A 14056-nucleotide genomic window follows, 5' to 3' on the forward strand; every position below is an offset into this window, starting at 1 on the left:
CCAAAAAATGGAGGTTGGATAAGATGGCAGAGAACTACATTTTGACGATTGATGAAGGTACAACAAGCACAAGAGCATTGATTATTGATCATGCTGGTAAAATCGTAGCGGATGCACAGCGTGAATTTCCGCAATACTTCCCGAATCCAGGTTGGGTGGAACATAATGCTAATGAGATATGGAATGCAGTTCTATCAACAATTGCAAATGCATTTATTAACTCAGGGATACAACCAAAACAAATTAAAGCTGTTGGTATTACGAACCAACGTGAAACAACTGTAGTCTGGGACAAAGAGACAGGATTACCGATTTATAATGCAATTGTCTGGCAGTCCAGACAGACAAATGATATTGCGCAAGAACTGAAAAATAAAAAATATGCAAAGATGATACATGAGAAAACAGGACTGGTAATTGATCCATATTTTTCTGCTACAAAAGTACGCTGGATTCTTGATCATGTTAAAGGGGCACAAGAGCGGGCAGAAAAGGGCGAATTACTTTTTGGAACAATTGACACTTGGATTGCATGGAAGTTATCAGGCGGAGAAATTCATGTTACAGATTATAGTAATGCTAGTCGTACTATGTTATTTAATATTCACGATCTCAAATGGGATAAAGATATTTTGCAATTATTGAATATTCCTGAAGTAATGCTCCCAGAAGTGAAAAGTAACTCGGAAGTATATGGAACAACGGCTAATTACCATTTCTACGGCAGTGCAGTTCCAATTGCAGGAATGGCTGGTGACCAACAGAGTGCATTGTTTGGACAACTAGCTTTAGAATCAGGGATGGTTAAAAATACTTATGGAACTGGATCGTTTATTGTGATGAATACTGGAACAGAACCTGTAATGTCAGCAAATAATTTGTTAACGACGATTGCATATGGGATTGATGGCAAAGTTAATTATGCGCTAGAAGGCTCAGTCTTTGTATCCGGTTCAGCTATTCAATGGCTAAGAGATTCGATGCAACTAGTTGATAGTGCTCCAGATTCGGAAAAAGCTGCATTGGAGTCGAAAAGTCAGGATGAAGTCTATGTTGTTCCTGCGTTTACTGGATTAGGTGCTCCGTATTGGGATTCTGATGCTCGTGGAGCCGTTTTTGGAATTACTCGAGGAACTACACGAAAAGATTTTATCAAGGCTGTTTTACAGTCATTAGCGTATCAGTCTAAAGATGTAGTTGACACAATGTATGAGGATACAAAAATCAAAATCCCGGTTTTAAGAGTAGATGGTGGAGCATCAAATAATAATTATTTAATGCAATTCCAATCTGATATTTTGAATGTACCAATTGAAAGGGCAGCTAATGTTGAAACGACAGCAATGGGAGCAGCTTTCTTGGCGGGATTAGCAGTTGGTTTCTGGGATAGTGTTGATGACTTGAAGAAGATTTTCTCAGTTGGAAAGAAATTTGAGCCAGACATGGATGAGGAACGACGTAATGACTTGTACACTGGCTGGAAACATGCAGTTAACGCGACAATGGAATTCAAGTATAACAAACACCAATAATTAGGAGGGATCTTGATGACAGTTTTTAACATGCAGACGAGAGAAAAAAATTTGCAGAAAATGCAAAATGAAGAACTTGACGTACTGGTAATTGGCGGAGGGATAACAGGTGTTGGAATTGCCTTAGATGCTGAGACTAGGGGTTTAAAAACTGGCTTAATTGAAATGAGAGACTTTGCTTCTGGGACTTCCAGTAGATCAACTAAGTTGGTTCACGGTGGGCTACGTTATCTTAAACAACTGGCAGTTCATGAAGTTGCAGAGGTTGGTTCGGAACGTGCAATTGTTTATGAGAATGCTCCACATGTGACGACACCCGTGAAGATGATGCTGCCTTTTTATGCTGGTGGAACCTTTGGCAAATTCACAACAGCAATTGCACTGGATGTCTATGATTACTTAGCGAAGGTCAAAAAAAGTGAGCGGAAATTTATGCTCGATCCTAGTGATTCACTTAAACGTGAGCCATACCTAAAAGCAGATGGGTTAAAAGGGACTGGAGTGTACGTTGAATATCGAACTGATGATGCTCGTCTTGTCTTAGAAGTGGCTAAGGAAGCAAATGAACAAGGTGTCTTATTGGCAAATTATACAAAGGTTACAGATCTAACATATAATGGCCAAGGGCATGTAAACGGAGCAAGGTATATAGACCAGGTATCTGGCGAAACAGGAACAATTTATGCGAAGCGTGTTGTTAATGCTGCGGGTCCGTGGGTAGATAACATCAGACAGATGGATGGCTCTGATATTGGAAAGCACTTGCATCTTACTAAGGGTGTTCATTTGGTTGTTGATAATGCGAAGTTTCCAGTAAAAAATGCAATCTTTTTTGATACTCCATTCAATGATAAGAGAATGATGTTCGTTATCCCACGTGAAGGTAAAACTTATTTTGGGACAACTGATACTAGCTGGGATAAAGATGCAAAGGAACCATCGATTACAAGTAAGGATGTGCATTACATTTTAAGTGCTGTTAACCAGATGTTTGCAATCGAGCCACTGACCTTCGCGGATGTTGAATCAGCTTGGTCAGGTGTTAGACCGCTGATTCAAGAAGAAGGGAAAAGTCCATCTGAAATATCACGTAAAGATGAGATTTTCCACTCTGATTCAGGTTTATATTCAATTGCTGGTGGTAAGCTAACTGGATATCGCAAAATGGCCGAAAAAATTGTTAATAAATTGGCTAAAGATTTTGCACAAGAATATGGGGACTATCATTATGTGGATACACAAACGGAAAAATTACCATTATCAGGGGCTGACAACAGAGGGAGTCAAGGATTTAAAGAGTTTTTGCCAGAGGCAGTAAAGCGTGGAATTGACGCAGGATTGGAAGAGGAACAGGCAGAAGCTTTGGTCCATCGTTATGGTCTGAATGTCGATGAGGTTTACAAATTCTTAGAAGAATCCAAGGAAGCAGATACAGAATTGGAACCAATTGATTATGCACAACTACATTATGGTTTGGAAGATGAAATGGTAATTCACCCGATTGATTACCTTCTACGTAGAAGTAGTCAAATGTTATTTGGATTTAACCACATGAAGTCGGTTTACAAAGAAATAGTTGATGAAATGGCTAATTATTATAATTGGTCAAATGAAACAAGTGAAAAGATGTTGGTTGAAGTTGAAAAACAAATTGAAATTAGACAGGCTTTCAAGGAAGAAGAAGTTACCAGTTAAAGATACAGGTAATATAAGATTAGACTGAGTATTTTGATCTATAAAACACATTTATACTAAACGAAGGGGCTGGGTCAAAAGTTAAATTTTGATTCAGTTTCTTTATTTATTCCGCATAAACGTGTTTCATAAGTCAAAATTCTCCGTCTAACTTCGAATTGCTCATAGCAAAGTACTCGCTATGTTCGTAATTTCAAGTTAGTACTCAAATTTTCCCGACTTTGTACTGCCTTAAAAAAGTTGGACATGTTTGTTTTAATTATTAGTTAGATACTGTTTACGATATTCGACTGGAGTTAATCCGTGACGCTTAAGTGAAATTCGCTGGTTATTATACCAAGCAACATAATGTTCCACTAATGTACTTAGTTCACTGAGCGAAGTAACCTTAATGCGCCTTAAACATTCACGTTTAAGCATACTGAAAAAGCTCTCAACTGGAGCATTGTCTAAACAATTTCCCTTACGGGACATGCTTTGAATGAAATGATGATGTCTTAGTTTAGCTTGATAATTGGTCATTTGATATTGCCATCCTTGATCAGAGTGTAGAATTGGTTTAGTTGTTGCGGGAATCTTTTTAATGACTGTCTCAAGGGTTTGATCGATTAAAACACGATTGGGTGTTGAACTAACTTTAGCGGCTAAAACTTCATTACTAGCCTCATCAATAACTGTCGAAATATAACCCCATTTTCCACACGTAAGTTTAAACTGACTGACGTCAGTATGCAAAACAGTATATGGTTTATGGGCCTTGAATTGTTGCTTGAGCAAGTTAGGTACCACCTGTCCAACATGACCATGATATGAGTTGTACCGACCAGAATGTTTTGAAAAAAGAGTAACTTTCAGACCCATAGAAAACATAATTTTACGAACAGTTTCTAGACAAAGTTTAACATGATGCTGTTTTAAAACAAATCTCATGCGACGATAACCATAAGTTTGATGAGAGCGGGCAAATTCTTGCCGAATAATTTGTTTAACCTGACGATATTTATCAGGCCGGTTTAGACAAGCTAAATGATAGTAATACGTCGAACGCGCAAGTCCCGCAACTTTTAAGAGCGTAATAAAGGGATAATCACGCCGCAATTCGTTAATTGTTTTAACTTTTAGTGCTGTTTTTTGTTTCGAATTACGGCATCCAATTTTTTTAGATAAACATTCTCAATTTTAGTATAGGAAAGTTCCTGTTCTAAATGTCTGATTTGTTTTTGTTGTCTCTCTATTAACTGTTGTTCGGTCTTTTTCTTGGATGTTTCTTTCTTTTTCTTAACCATCTTGGGTCGTCCTATCTTAGATGAAATTACGGCTTTAATTCCAAATTGCCGCATTAATTTAAGCCAATTATAAACGACTGTGTGGCTGATATCAAAGTGGATGGCTGTTTTTTGAATACTGGTAGAATGGTTCAAGTAATAGGTAATAACCGCTACCTTGAAATCATTAGAATAGTGTCGGCGTTTAAGCTGTTTAAGACCGGTAGGGCCAAAAGCTTTATAACGCGACACCCAAATTACTAACGGAGTATCACTCGGCATCTTATATTTCAGACACAGTGTGTGGAGTGAATTTTCACCATTTAAATATTCTTTAACTACTTTCAACTTAAAGCTGTAGGTATAATTACGTGTCAAAAAAGCACCTCCAAAACTTGATTTACATGTCCAAGTTTTGTAAGGCACTTCACTTATGGCACACTCCCTCTTTTTGTTAAACATAGAAATTAAGAATGGGGCTGTGCCAAAAGTTGAATTTTGACCCAGCCTCACTAATTATTCTGTATAAACATATTCCCTAAGTGTTAAAGCAGAATCTCGCAAATATCGTCTTTGTATCTTTCCCAAAGTACAATACTTATTTCATCCTTTAAAATTCTGAACCATTATTCTGAATTACTTTCTTATACCAGTAAAATGAATCTTTTGGAATTCGTTTTAGCGTCCCATTTCCTTGATCATCACGATCAATATAGACAAAACCGTATCGTTTTCTCATTTCACCAGTTCCTGCAGATACCAAATCAATACATCCCCACATTGTATATCCTAATAAGTCAACACCATCAAGCTCAATTGCATCTTTCATTGATTTAATATTTGCTTTTAAATATTTAACTCGATAATCATCGTGTATTTTACCATCTTCAAGAACATCAGCCCAACCTATTCCGTTTTCAACAATCCAAAGTGGTTTGTGATACCTATCCCACAAGGTATTCAGCGCTATTCGTAAACATTCTGGGTCAGTAGCCCATCCCCATGCATTAGTTTCCAAATACGGATTTTTTACTCCGTTAGCTCCTAAATTCCCACTATTTTCTGCTTCTTTTTGATGCGTCGTAAATACGGATGACCCATAACATGAAAAACTCAAAAAATCAGCAGGATATTTCGCAAGCATCTCATAATCCTCTGGACTATCTTCTAGAATTATTCCCTCTCGTTCATATTGTTTCCACCGATACTCAGGATACTTCCCACCAGTTTGTACATCCGAGTAAAATAACATTTTTTGGTTAAGTTCCATAATCTTAACTTGATCGACCGGATCACACGTATATGAATATAAGGGTTGAAAAGCCAACATTTGCCCTACCTTGATCTCCTTATCAATTTTATGTGCAAGTTTAACCACTTTTGCACTGGCAACAAATTGATTATGTGCTGCTTGAGCCCGATTTTGTGGTGTCGGGTTTAGCACACCTCCTGCAATATAAGGAGCTAAGTCCAGCGCATTAATCTCGTTAAACGTCAACCAATATTTTACTCGATCATGATAGCGTTCAATCACAACCTTTGAATATCTTTCAAAGTAGTCGATTAATTTGCGGTCAATCCACCCCCCATACTTAATAGACAGATTTAGTGGCGTTTCATAATGAGAGAGAGTCACCAGCGGCTCGATTCCATATTTTTTTAGCTCATCAAATACCTTATCATAAAATTCTAAGCCTAATTCATTTGGCTGCTCATCATCTCCATTTGGGAAAATTCTTGCCCAATTAATTGACAAGCGATATACTTTAAATCCCATTTCGGCCATTAAAGCAATGTCTTCTTTATAATGATGATAAAAATCGGTTGCTGTATGGCTGGGATAATATGCATCGTCAAGTACTGCAGGAGTTACTCCCTCAGGCATTTCAAATTTCTCTCCCCATAATACAGGAGTATACCCTTTCTCATTCGTTTGCTTATCAATCCATGTAACTTTTCGTGCTTCAGTATGTGACCCATTAGTCAGTACATCTGACGTGTTTAATCCCTTGCCATCTTCTAGATATGCTCCTTCATACTGGTTAGCCGCTGTCGCTCCACCCCACAAAAAATTATCTGGAAAACTCATCCTTTAGCCACCTTTCAATGATTAGAATTATATTTATTAACTATATTATTAAGCCATCAGATCTTCTGCTTGTTTTAAAACCTTCGCTCCATTCATCATCCCATAAGCCTGCATATCAATTACATCCATTGGTATATTTTTACCTACTAATTTCTTATTAATATCGTTCTTCATATATCTAATCTGTGGTCCTAATAAAACAACATCAATTTCTTTTTCTACTAACTTTTGATCAACTTCAGAAGCTGAGACTGCAAAAATATCATATTCTTTACCTTGTTCTTTTGCCGCACCTTGCATCTTAGCGACAAGCATGCTGGTACTCATTCCTGCTGCACAACATAACATAATGGTCTTTTCACTCATAGTAACCCCATCCTCTCATTATCAATTAAAATTCTTTATTATATAGTTATTTTACATTATTTAGATAGCGCTTACAACCTTTCTAAGAACTAAAAAGTAGAGAATGTGAATGCTATAAGTAAGGGGTCTTCCAAACTTTGAATACTAACTTGAAGTTGCGAACATAACGTGTGCTTTTTTATGAGTGATTCAAAGTTAGACAAGACATTTTTAACTTATTAAAAACGTTTATTCCTAATAAAAAAAGAACTAGATCAAAATTAACTTTTGACCTAGCCCCATGTACAGTAATATAATTCTCTATTTAAATTGCGTACAATTTCTTACTTTATTTCTTCAAATACACAAATGCCTGTTGTGCTGCTTGTCTCCCAAAAACAACTGTTTCTGCAATTGAGTTGCCCCCGATTCGGTTATTACCATGTAATCCACCAGCCACTTCTCCAGCTGCAAAAATTCCCGGAATTACATAGCCGTTTCCGTCTAACACTCTGGTTCTTTCATCGACATGAATCCCACCCATTGTATAGTGAACAGCTGGTGCAACATGAATTGCATAAAATGGCCCAGCATCTAGTTTGTTATTCATCCCAGTTTTTCTACCAAATTCCGTATCTGATTTAGTTGTAACTGCTTTATTCCACCCTGCCAAAGTCGAAGTTAAATTTTGCTTATCAATTTTTAAAACTTCTGCCAATTCAGCAACAGTAGCAGCACTCTCAACTAATCCGATATGATTATAGAATTCAATTGCTTTAACACGGCTCCTGACCTTTTCATCAAAAATTAAATATGCACTTTTTTCCGGTAAAGAAGTAATCGCACGCGACACGACTTTTCTTGTATTAAGCTCGTCAACAAATCGTTTCCCTTCGTTAGAGACAAGAATTGCTCCTTCACCACGGACTGTTTCACCTATCAAATAAGCATGTGGTGTATCTTGTTGCACAGTTGGATGGATCTGGATCATTTCCATCTGAATTAATTCGGCACCTATCTCCTGCGCCATTAATAATCCATCACCAGTTGCACCACTATGATTGGTTGTTTTATAATTTAGCAGTTCTGGACGGTATTTCTTTATCCACTCGCTGCCAGCCCCAAAACCTCCTGTTGCAATAACAATTGACCTTCCTACAATCGTCTTTTGTACCCCTTCATCGATACTGATAGCTACCTGCGTTCCAGAAGGTTGCTTTTTTAAATGTTCCACTTTTACCTGTGTAAATAAAGGAATGCTGGCTTTTTGGATAATGCGTAACAACCCTTTAATCAAATATGCCCCAACTGGTGCAGTTGAAGCTGGTCGATGGGCTCTTTTTTTGCTCATTCCACCTGTCACCGTTAAGTCGGTTAGCTCTATCTCATGGGAAGAAAGCCATTCAATTGCTAATGCTGTATGTGTGGCAAAGTATTCTAGCATTTCCTGATTATTCAGTTTTCCTCCGCCTTGATAGGTCTCCTTGTAAAAATCAGCAAAGCTATCAACTACTCCGTTAGCTAGCTGAACTTCTGTTTCGGCAGCATTCATTCCTGAAGATGCACGATTAGTATTTCCACCAATCTTATCCATTTTTTCTAAAATGACTGGCTTAAGTCCAAGTTCATATGCTTGGATTGCACAAGTCAGTCCTGTACTCCCAGAACCTATTATTACTACATCGTATTCCTTCTCAAGTTGCTCAATAGGATTAGATGTAAAAACAAACTTTTCAGGCATTATCTTTGCTCCTCTCATATTTTTCTCTATTCATATTTAATATTTTTATTAATCTCACGCACTACTCTGGATTAATCATTGTCATCTTCTTAGTATCTACCCATTGATCAAAATCACTTTCAGAAATTTCACCAGATTCTAAAGCTGCTTCTCTCAATGAAATTCCTTGTCTTTGAGCTTTTTGTGCTATTTCGGCACTCTTATGATATCCCAAATGCGGAGATAGTGCCGTGACCGTCATTAGTGAATTATCTACTAATTCGCCCATTCGCTTCTCATTAACGGTCATTCCAGCAATCATTTTTTTATTAAACCCATTGACGGTAAGTGTCAATAGGCTCACGGATTCTAAAAATGCATCAATAATCAAAGGCTTATAAACATTCATTTCAAAATTACCCTGAGAAGCTGCAACTGAAATCACCGTATCATTACCTATAACACGCACGGCTGCCATGGTTAATGCTTCAGCTTGTGTTGGATTAACTTTTCCTGGCATGATTGATGAGCCAGGTTCATTGGCAGGAATATTTAATTCACCATATCCCGCACGAGGACCACTTGCTAAGAATCTAACATCATTCGCAATTTTAAGTAAGTCAGCAGCTAATGTTTTTAACGTTCCATGCACCGCATTTATTGCTGAATGTGCTGCTAACCCATAAAACTTATTATTTTTCACATTAAAACTACTATGATAATAATTATTAATTTCAGTATTTACTATCTCAGTAAATTTTACTGTCGTGTTCAATCCTGTTCCTACTGCAGTTCCCCCAAGAGGTAACTCGTACAAACTATCCTTTGTGCTATTGATGAATTCTAAGTCATGTTCTAGCATGCTAACCCAACCACTGATTTCTTGACCAAAAGTTAATGGAGTCGCATCTTGTAGATGAGTTCTCCCAATCTTCACGGTCTCCCAATAAAGTCTTTGTTTGTTCTTCAATTCATCTGTTAATTTTTGAACTTCCTCAATTACATGCTTCAAAGCCTGCATTGCTGCAATATTCATTGCAGTAGGAAAAACATCATTAGAACTCTGTCCCATATTAACATCATCATTTGGTAAGATCTCTAGACTGGCGTCAAGCTTCTTTGCCATATGCGCAATAACCTCATTAACATTCATATTGGTTTGCGTTCCAGATCCAGTTTGATATACCCGCAATGGAAAATCTCGTCTTAACTCCGAATTCTCAAGTCGTAACAAAGTATCTACGGCTTTAACAATTAAGTCACTTTTTTCTTTAGTCATTTTTCCTAATTGACAGTTAGCCACTGCAGCTGATCTTTTAATTATCAATAATACTCTAATCACATCTAATGGCATTTTATTCCCTGCCTTGAAATTTTGCCGACTTCTCTGCGTTTGTGCTCCCCACAAAGCGTCTACTGGAATATTTACAGGCCCTATTGTATCGCTCTCAATTCTAAAATCCATTTTACCGCCAGTCCCTCCACTAAAAGATTGTTAATTCTTGCACAATCAATATTACGAGGCTGTGCCAAAAGTTAAATTTTAACCCAACCTCGCTAATTATTCCATATAAACGTGTTCCATAAGTCAAAATTCTCCGTCTAACTTCGAATTACTCATAGCAAAGTACTCGCTATGTTCATAATTTCGGGTTAGTACTCAAATTTTCCCGACTTATGTCACACTCCCACTCATGACAACTATTTTATATTTTCAAGCTCTTTAAATTCTGCATCTGTTAATTCAATTTCAGCCGCTTTTAAATTCTGAACTGCGTGTTCTTTTGACTTAGTTCCGGGAATTGGCATTATTACTGGACTCTTCTTCAGTAACCATGCTAATGCAATCTGTGAAGGACTTGCACCATATTTATCTGCTATCTTTAATAATCTTCCATCTTCACTTAACTTCCCTGTTGCCAGTGGGAACCAAGGAATAAAGGCTAAATGTTTTTCCTCAGCAAACTTCAATACATCCTCGTCAGCACGATCTATCAAATTATATCTATTTTGAACGGATACGATTGGAACAATTTTTTGTGCTGCCTGAATTTCTGAAATTGAAACTTGGCTCAATCCAATGTGCTTTATTTTTCCTTCATTCTGTAATTCCTTTAAAACCCCAAGCTGATCTTCAAGCGGAACGGTTTTATCAATTCTATGAAGTTGCAAAAGGTCAATTTGCTTCAATCCTAACGAAAATAAGTTTAATTCGACTTGTTGCCTTAGATAATCTGGACGTCCATTCGGAGTCCACTGTCCTGGCCCTTGTCTAGTAAAACCAACTTTTGTGGCTACCATTACATTCTTATTAGGACGTTGTTTTAATGCTTCTTTCAAATAAAGATTAGCAAAGAACGGGCCATATGAATCAGCAGTATCAATAAAATCAGCTCCATGATCAATTACAGTTGTGATTACCTCCACAGCGTTATTAACGTCTGTGGCAGGACCCCAAACACCTTTTCCAGGTAATTGCATTGTTCCATACCCCAAACGGTTAACTTTCAATCCATTACCAAAATCAAAGAATTTTTCCATCGATATTCCTCCTTTTTATCTATATACTGATAATACCTCAAATACCTGCAATAATTACTACAGAAGAGTCTCTTTTTTATTTTCTTAAAGTTCAAGATAGATTCTCATTGTTTTTCTTAACTCACAGTGCTATATTTAAGATGATATGAACATATACTCATATTGTCATAGAGAGGGAGTAGTAATTATGGAACAATCTAAAAATACAAACTTAAGATTTTTATCAGTCACGACTCTGAATGTTTTAATTACTTTTTTTGAATTAGTGGGCGGACTGCTTTCTGGAAGTCTATCACTGATTTCTGACGCATTTCATAATTTCAGCGATACCTTCTCGATAGTTCTGAGTTATATTGCTAATCTAATTGGACATAAAAAAGCCACTCCCAAAAACTCTTACGGGTATCGACGAGTAGAAATCTTGACTGCTTTACTTAGTTCAATCATCCTAATCTTAATCTCTTTATTCTTATTATTTGAAGGTATTAATCGTATTCAGCATCCCGAAACTGTTAAAGGAGCAATTATGTTTTGGGTCGCAGTCGTTAGTTTCATTGCTAATCTAGGAGCCGCCCTCTTATTGCACGTTGGGGCAAGTAATAATCTTAATATTAAGGCTACCTACTTACATCTGTTAAGTGATTCTCTTGCCTCAGTTGGAGTAATAATCGGTTCTATTTTTATTTACTTTTTTAATCTTACTTGGATTGATCCTGTTATCACTATCTTAGTATCGCTCTATATTGCGTACGAGTCTCTGCCAATTATCCAGCAGACATTCAGAATTCTCATGGAAGGTTCTCCAGATATTGATGTTGATCATGTTAAAAATGATTTATTAGCTATCCCAGAAATAAAAGATGTTCATCATTTTCACTCTTGGTCAATCAATGAAAATGAGTTAATGGCATCTGTACATGTTAACCTTTCAGATTTGCCACTTAGCGAAACCGAGAAAATATATAGTAGTATTGAAAATATATTAAAAGATAAATACAATATTAGGCACGTAACAATTCAGGCCGAATGTACACGAGGTCTTAAAAAGGCAATGTGCTTATCAAGTGAAGATGAAACTGAAAATCTAAAAAATGATAAATAGTTAATTGTATTTTCAGAGGTAACTGTCATTATTTTTTTGGTATATTCTAAATTTCATCCAGTTTTTTCTATCTCAATAATCAAAAAAAATACTCATAATCTTTATTCACACAAATAAATACACCCTATACCAGAGAAACCCTTCTGATATAAGGTGTATTATTCTTATCTTGTATTTAAAACTACAAGATTTATTTATTTTTGTTCAAAAAGTCTAAAGCTGCCTGATAATTTGGTTCGTTTGATTGTTCAATAATCAATTCACGATATGCTACTTCTCCGTCAGGATTAAGAATCCAGATACTGCGAGCATCAACTCTTCCGTCTTCCACAAAAATCCCGATACTTTTTCCAAGGGAACCCTCTGCGTCAGAAAGTAACTTCATCTTTGTTACACCCTCAGCAGCACACCAATCTTGTTGTTGCTCAATTGTATTAGTCGAAATAGTCAAAAAATTAATATTCGGAAAAGAGTCTACATCCTCGTTAAACTTTTTGGTTGAAAGGCTACATACTCGAGTATTAATGTCTGGAACAACACTGATTAATGTATATTTTCCACTGATATCTGAATTTTTAACTGTTTCACCTTGTGTACCTTTTAATTCAAACTCTGGAAAACTACTTTCAATTTCAGTTGGTTCCCCATTAGTAGTTGTTGGCTGTTCATGTCTCGTTATTCTCACTGCAATCATTCCTTCCATTACCTAATTATTCCAATTGTATGCCAGAAATTCATCAATAAGCAAATATTTATTCTATTCAAAATAATACTCGTGCAAAAAATATTGTCTACTATCTTGTCTTATAAAATCATTATATTTATACTTAAACTTGCACTGATGAGAGGAGATGCTGATCATACAAACAGCTCGCAAATTATTCTATATTACATTAGGTTCTTTATTATATGCAATCTCAATAAATTATTTTCTTATTCCAACACGACTGGGTGAAGGGGGAGTTACTGGTTTAACAACAATTGCCTTTTATACTTTACAAATTCCAACGTACCTAACAAATCTTGTTCTTAACGGAATTTTGTTACTGATTGGATTAAAGTATCTTAAACGAAAAACAATTCTACTGTCACTCTGGGCAATTATTTGGCTCTCTATTTTTTTGAGGTTACCCATTATTTATACTTATCACACACAACAGACTATTATTCCGACTATTGCTGGTGGCGTTTTAACTGGCATTTCAATGGGACTAATTTTGAATGCCGAAGGATCTATTGCAGGCAGCACTATTTTAGGAAAAATCTGTAACCAATATCTTGGAATACCTATCGGGTCAGCTACACTATTTTTTGACCTAGCCGTCGCTATTCCATCCGTTTTTATTATTGGTTTTGAAAATACATTGTTAACAGTTATAGAACTGTATATCTCTGCCAAAATAACTAACCTTGCTCTAGAAAGGTTTGGTTCAAAAAAGGTAATTCAGATAATTTCATCCCACAGCAACAACATCGCGCAAGCAATCTCTGATTCATTAGGTCAAGGTGTTACACTCTTGCAGGCTACTGGTTTTTACAGCAAATCAACAAAACCCATTATCTATTTTATTTGTTCTTCTAAAAACCTAGCAAGAATTATACCTATTATCGCAGTAACTGATCCGGCTGCTTTAATTATTACTGAAAACGTCCGCAGCGTGCGCGCGACCGATATATATCGTTTACTATAGTTGTAATGTTATTGTAACAGTTTATCTTGGCAATTTTAGTTCATATTACAATATACTTTTGCTATACTGTACTTAT

General features: G+C 36.4%; 12 protein-coding genes. 4 read left to right on the plus strand and 8 right to left on the minus strand.

The window, feature by feature from the left end; all coding sequences use genetic code 11:
- Window positions 1–23: 23 nt before the first annotated feature.
- A complete protein-coding gene (gene glpK, locus G6O70_RS03210) occupies window positions 24–1532 on the plus strand; it encodes a glycerol kinase GlpK (protein ID WP_057870003.1) in 1509 nt (502 codons plus the stop codon).
- 15 nt (window positions 1533–1547) lie between these two features.
- Window positions 1548–3227, plus strand: a complete 1680-nt coding sequence (locus G6O70_RS03215) for a glycerol-3-phosphate dehydrogenase/oxidase (RefSeq protein ID WP_057870004.1) — start codon at window positions 1548–1550, stop codon at window positions 3225–3227.
- 255 nt (window positions 3228–3482) lie between these two features.
- Here the strand turns inward: G6O70_RS03215 and G6O70_RS03220 are convergent, their stop codons facing one another.
- The 7 genes from G6O70_RS03220 to G6O70_RS03250 all read right to left on the minus strand — a co-directional run bounded on the left by G6O70_RS03220 (window position 3483) and on the right by G6O70_RS03250 (window position 11187).
- Window positions 3483–4325 carry an IS3 family transposase gene (locus tag G6O70_RS03220; protein WP_219934266.1) on the minus strand — a complete coding sequence of 281 codons (843 nt, stop codon included), beginning with the start codon at window positions 4323–4325 and terminating at the stop codon, window positions 3483–3485.
- A 20-nt stretch (window positions 4326–4345) separates the two neighbouring features.
- Window positions 4346–4870 (minus strand): helix-turn-helix domain-containing protein, encoded by a 525-nt coding sequence (locus tag G6O70_RS03225; protein WP_219934265.1) that lies wholly within the window; start codon window positions 4868–4870, stop codon window positions 4346–4348.
- A 232-nt stretch (window positions 4871–5102) separates the two neighbouring features.
- Window positions 5103–6581 (minus strand): glycoside hydrolase family 1 protein, encoded by a 1479-nt coding sequence (locus tag G6O70_RS03230; RefSeq protein ID WP_057870334.1) that lies wholly within the window; start codon window positions 6579–6581, stop codon window positions 5103–5105.
- Window positions 6582–6629: 48 nt separating this feature from the next.
- The gene (locus tag G6O70_RS03235) at window positions 6630–6947 is read right to left on the minus strand and encodes a PTS sugar transporter subunit IIB (RefSeq protein WP_057870333.1); all 318 of its coding nucleotides are present in this window, start codon (window positions 6945–6947) and stop codon (window positions 6630–6632) included.
- A gap of 328 nt (window positions 6948–7275) precedes the next feature.
- A complete protein-coding gene (locus G6O70_RS03240) occupies window positions 7276–8667 on the minus strand; it encodes a flavocytochrome c (RefSeq protein ID WP_057870332.1) in 1392 nt (463 codons plus the stop codon).
- A 61-nt stretch (window positions 8668–8728) separates the two neighbouring features.
- Window positions 8729–10111: a class II fumarate hydratase gene (locus tag G6O70_RS03245; protein WP_057870331.1), complete on the minus strand. Its 1383-nt coding sequence runs from the start codon at window positions 10109–10111 to the stop codon at window positions 8729–8731.
- A gap of 236 nt (window positions 10112–10347) precedes the next feature.
- Entirely contained in the window at window positions 10348–11187 is an 840-nt protein-coding gene (locus tag G6O70_RS03250; RefSeq protein WP_057870330.1) for an aldo/keto reductase, read from the minus strand.
- Window positions 11188–11374: 187 nt separating this feature from the next.
- Between G6O70_RS03250 and G6O70_RS03255 the strand changes: the two genes are divergently transcribed.
- On the plus strand, window positions 11375–12289 hold the full coding sequence (locus G6O70_RS03255; protein ID WP_057870329.1) for a cation diffusion facilitator family transporter: 915 nt from the start codon (window positions 11375–11377) through the stop codon (window positions 12287–12289).
- A gap of 190 nt (window positions 12290–12479) precedes the next feature.
- Here G6O70_RS03255 and G6O70_RS03260 read toward each other — a convergent pair whose 3' ends face one another.
- Window positions 12480–12974, minus strand: a complete 495-nt coding sequence (locus tag G6O70_RS03260) for a thiol peroxidase (protein WP_057870336.1) — start codon at window positions 12972–12974, stop codon at window positions 12480–12482.
- A gap of 169 nt (window positions 12975–13143) precedes the next feature.
- Here G6O70_RS03260 and G6O70_RS03265 point away from each other — a divergent pair, with 169 nt between their 5' ends.
- Window positions 13144–13980: a YitT family protein gene (locus G6O70_RS03265; protein WP_057870335.1), complete on the plus strand. Its 837-nt coding sequence runs from the start codon at window positions 13144–13146 to the stop codon at window positions 13978–13980.
- Window positions 13981–14056: the final 76 nt, after the last annotated feature.

The sequence above is a fragment of the Liquorilactobacillus hordei DSM 19519 genome (assembly GCF_019443985.1).
GTDB classification, from domain to species: domain Bacteria; phylum Bacillota; class Bacilli; order Lactobacillales; family Lactobacillaceae; genus Liquorilactobacillus; species Liquorilactobacillus hordei.

What these genes read in the sequence shown, in the direction of transcription:
- G6O70_RS03215 (WP_057870004.1), top strand. Translation starts at nt 1,548, where the DNA reads ATGACAGTTTTTAACATGCAGACGAGAGAAAAAAATTTGCAGAAAATG.
- G6O70_RS03255 (WP_057870329.1), top strand. Translation starts at nt 11,375, where the DNA reads ATGGAACAATCTAAAAATACAAACTTAAGATTTTTATCAGTCACGACT.
- G6O70_RS03235 (WP_057870333.1), bottom strand. Translation starts at nt 6,947, where the DNA reads ATGAGTGAAAAGACCATTATGTTATGTTGTGCAGCAGGAATGAGTACC.
- G6O70_RS03240 (WP_057870332.1), bottom strand. Translation starts at nt 8,667, where the DNA reads ATGCCTGAAAAGTTTGTTTTTACATCTAATCCTATTGAGCAACTTGAG.
- G6O70_RS03245 (WP_057870331.1), bottom strand. Translation starts at nt 10,111, where the DNA reads ATGGATTTTAGAATTGAGAGCGATACAATAGGGCCTGTAAATATTCCA.
- glpK (WP_057870003.1), top strand. Translation starts at nt 24, where the DNA reads ATGGCAGAGAACTACATTTTGACGATTGATGAAGGTACAACAAGCACA.
- G6O70_RS03250 (WP_057870330.1), bottom strand. Translation starts at nt 11,187, where the DNA reads ATGGAAAAATTCTTTGATTTTGGTAATGGATTGAAAGTTAACCGTTTG.
- G6O70_RS03230 (WP_057870334.1), bottom strand. Translation starts at nt 6,581, where the DNA reads ATGAGTTTTCCAGATAATTTTTTGTGGGGTGGAGCGACAGCGGCTAAC.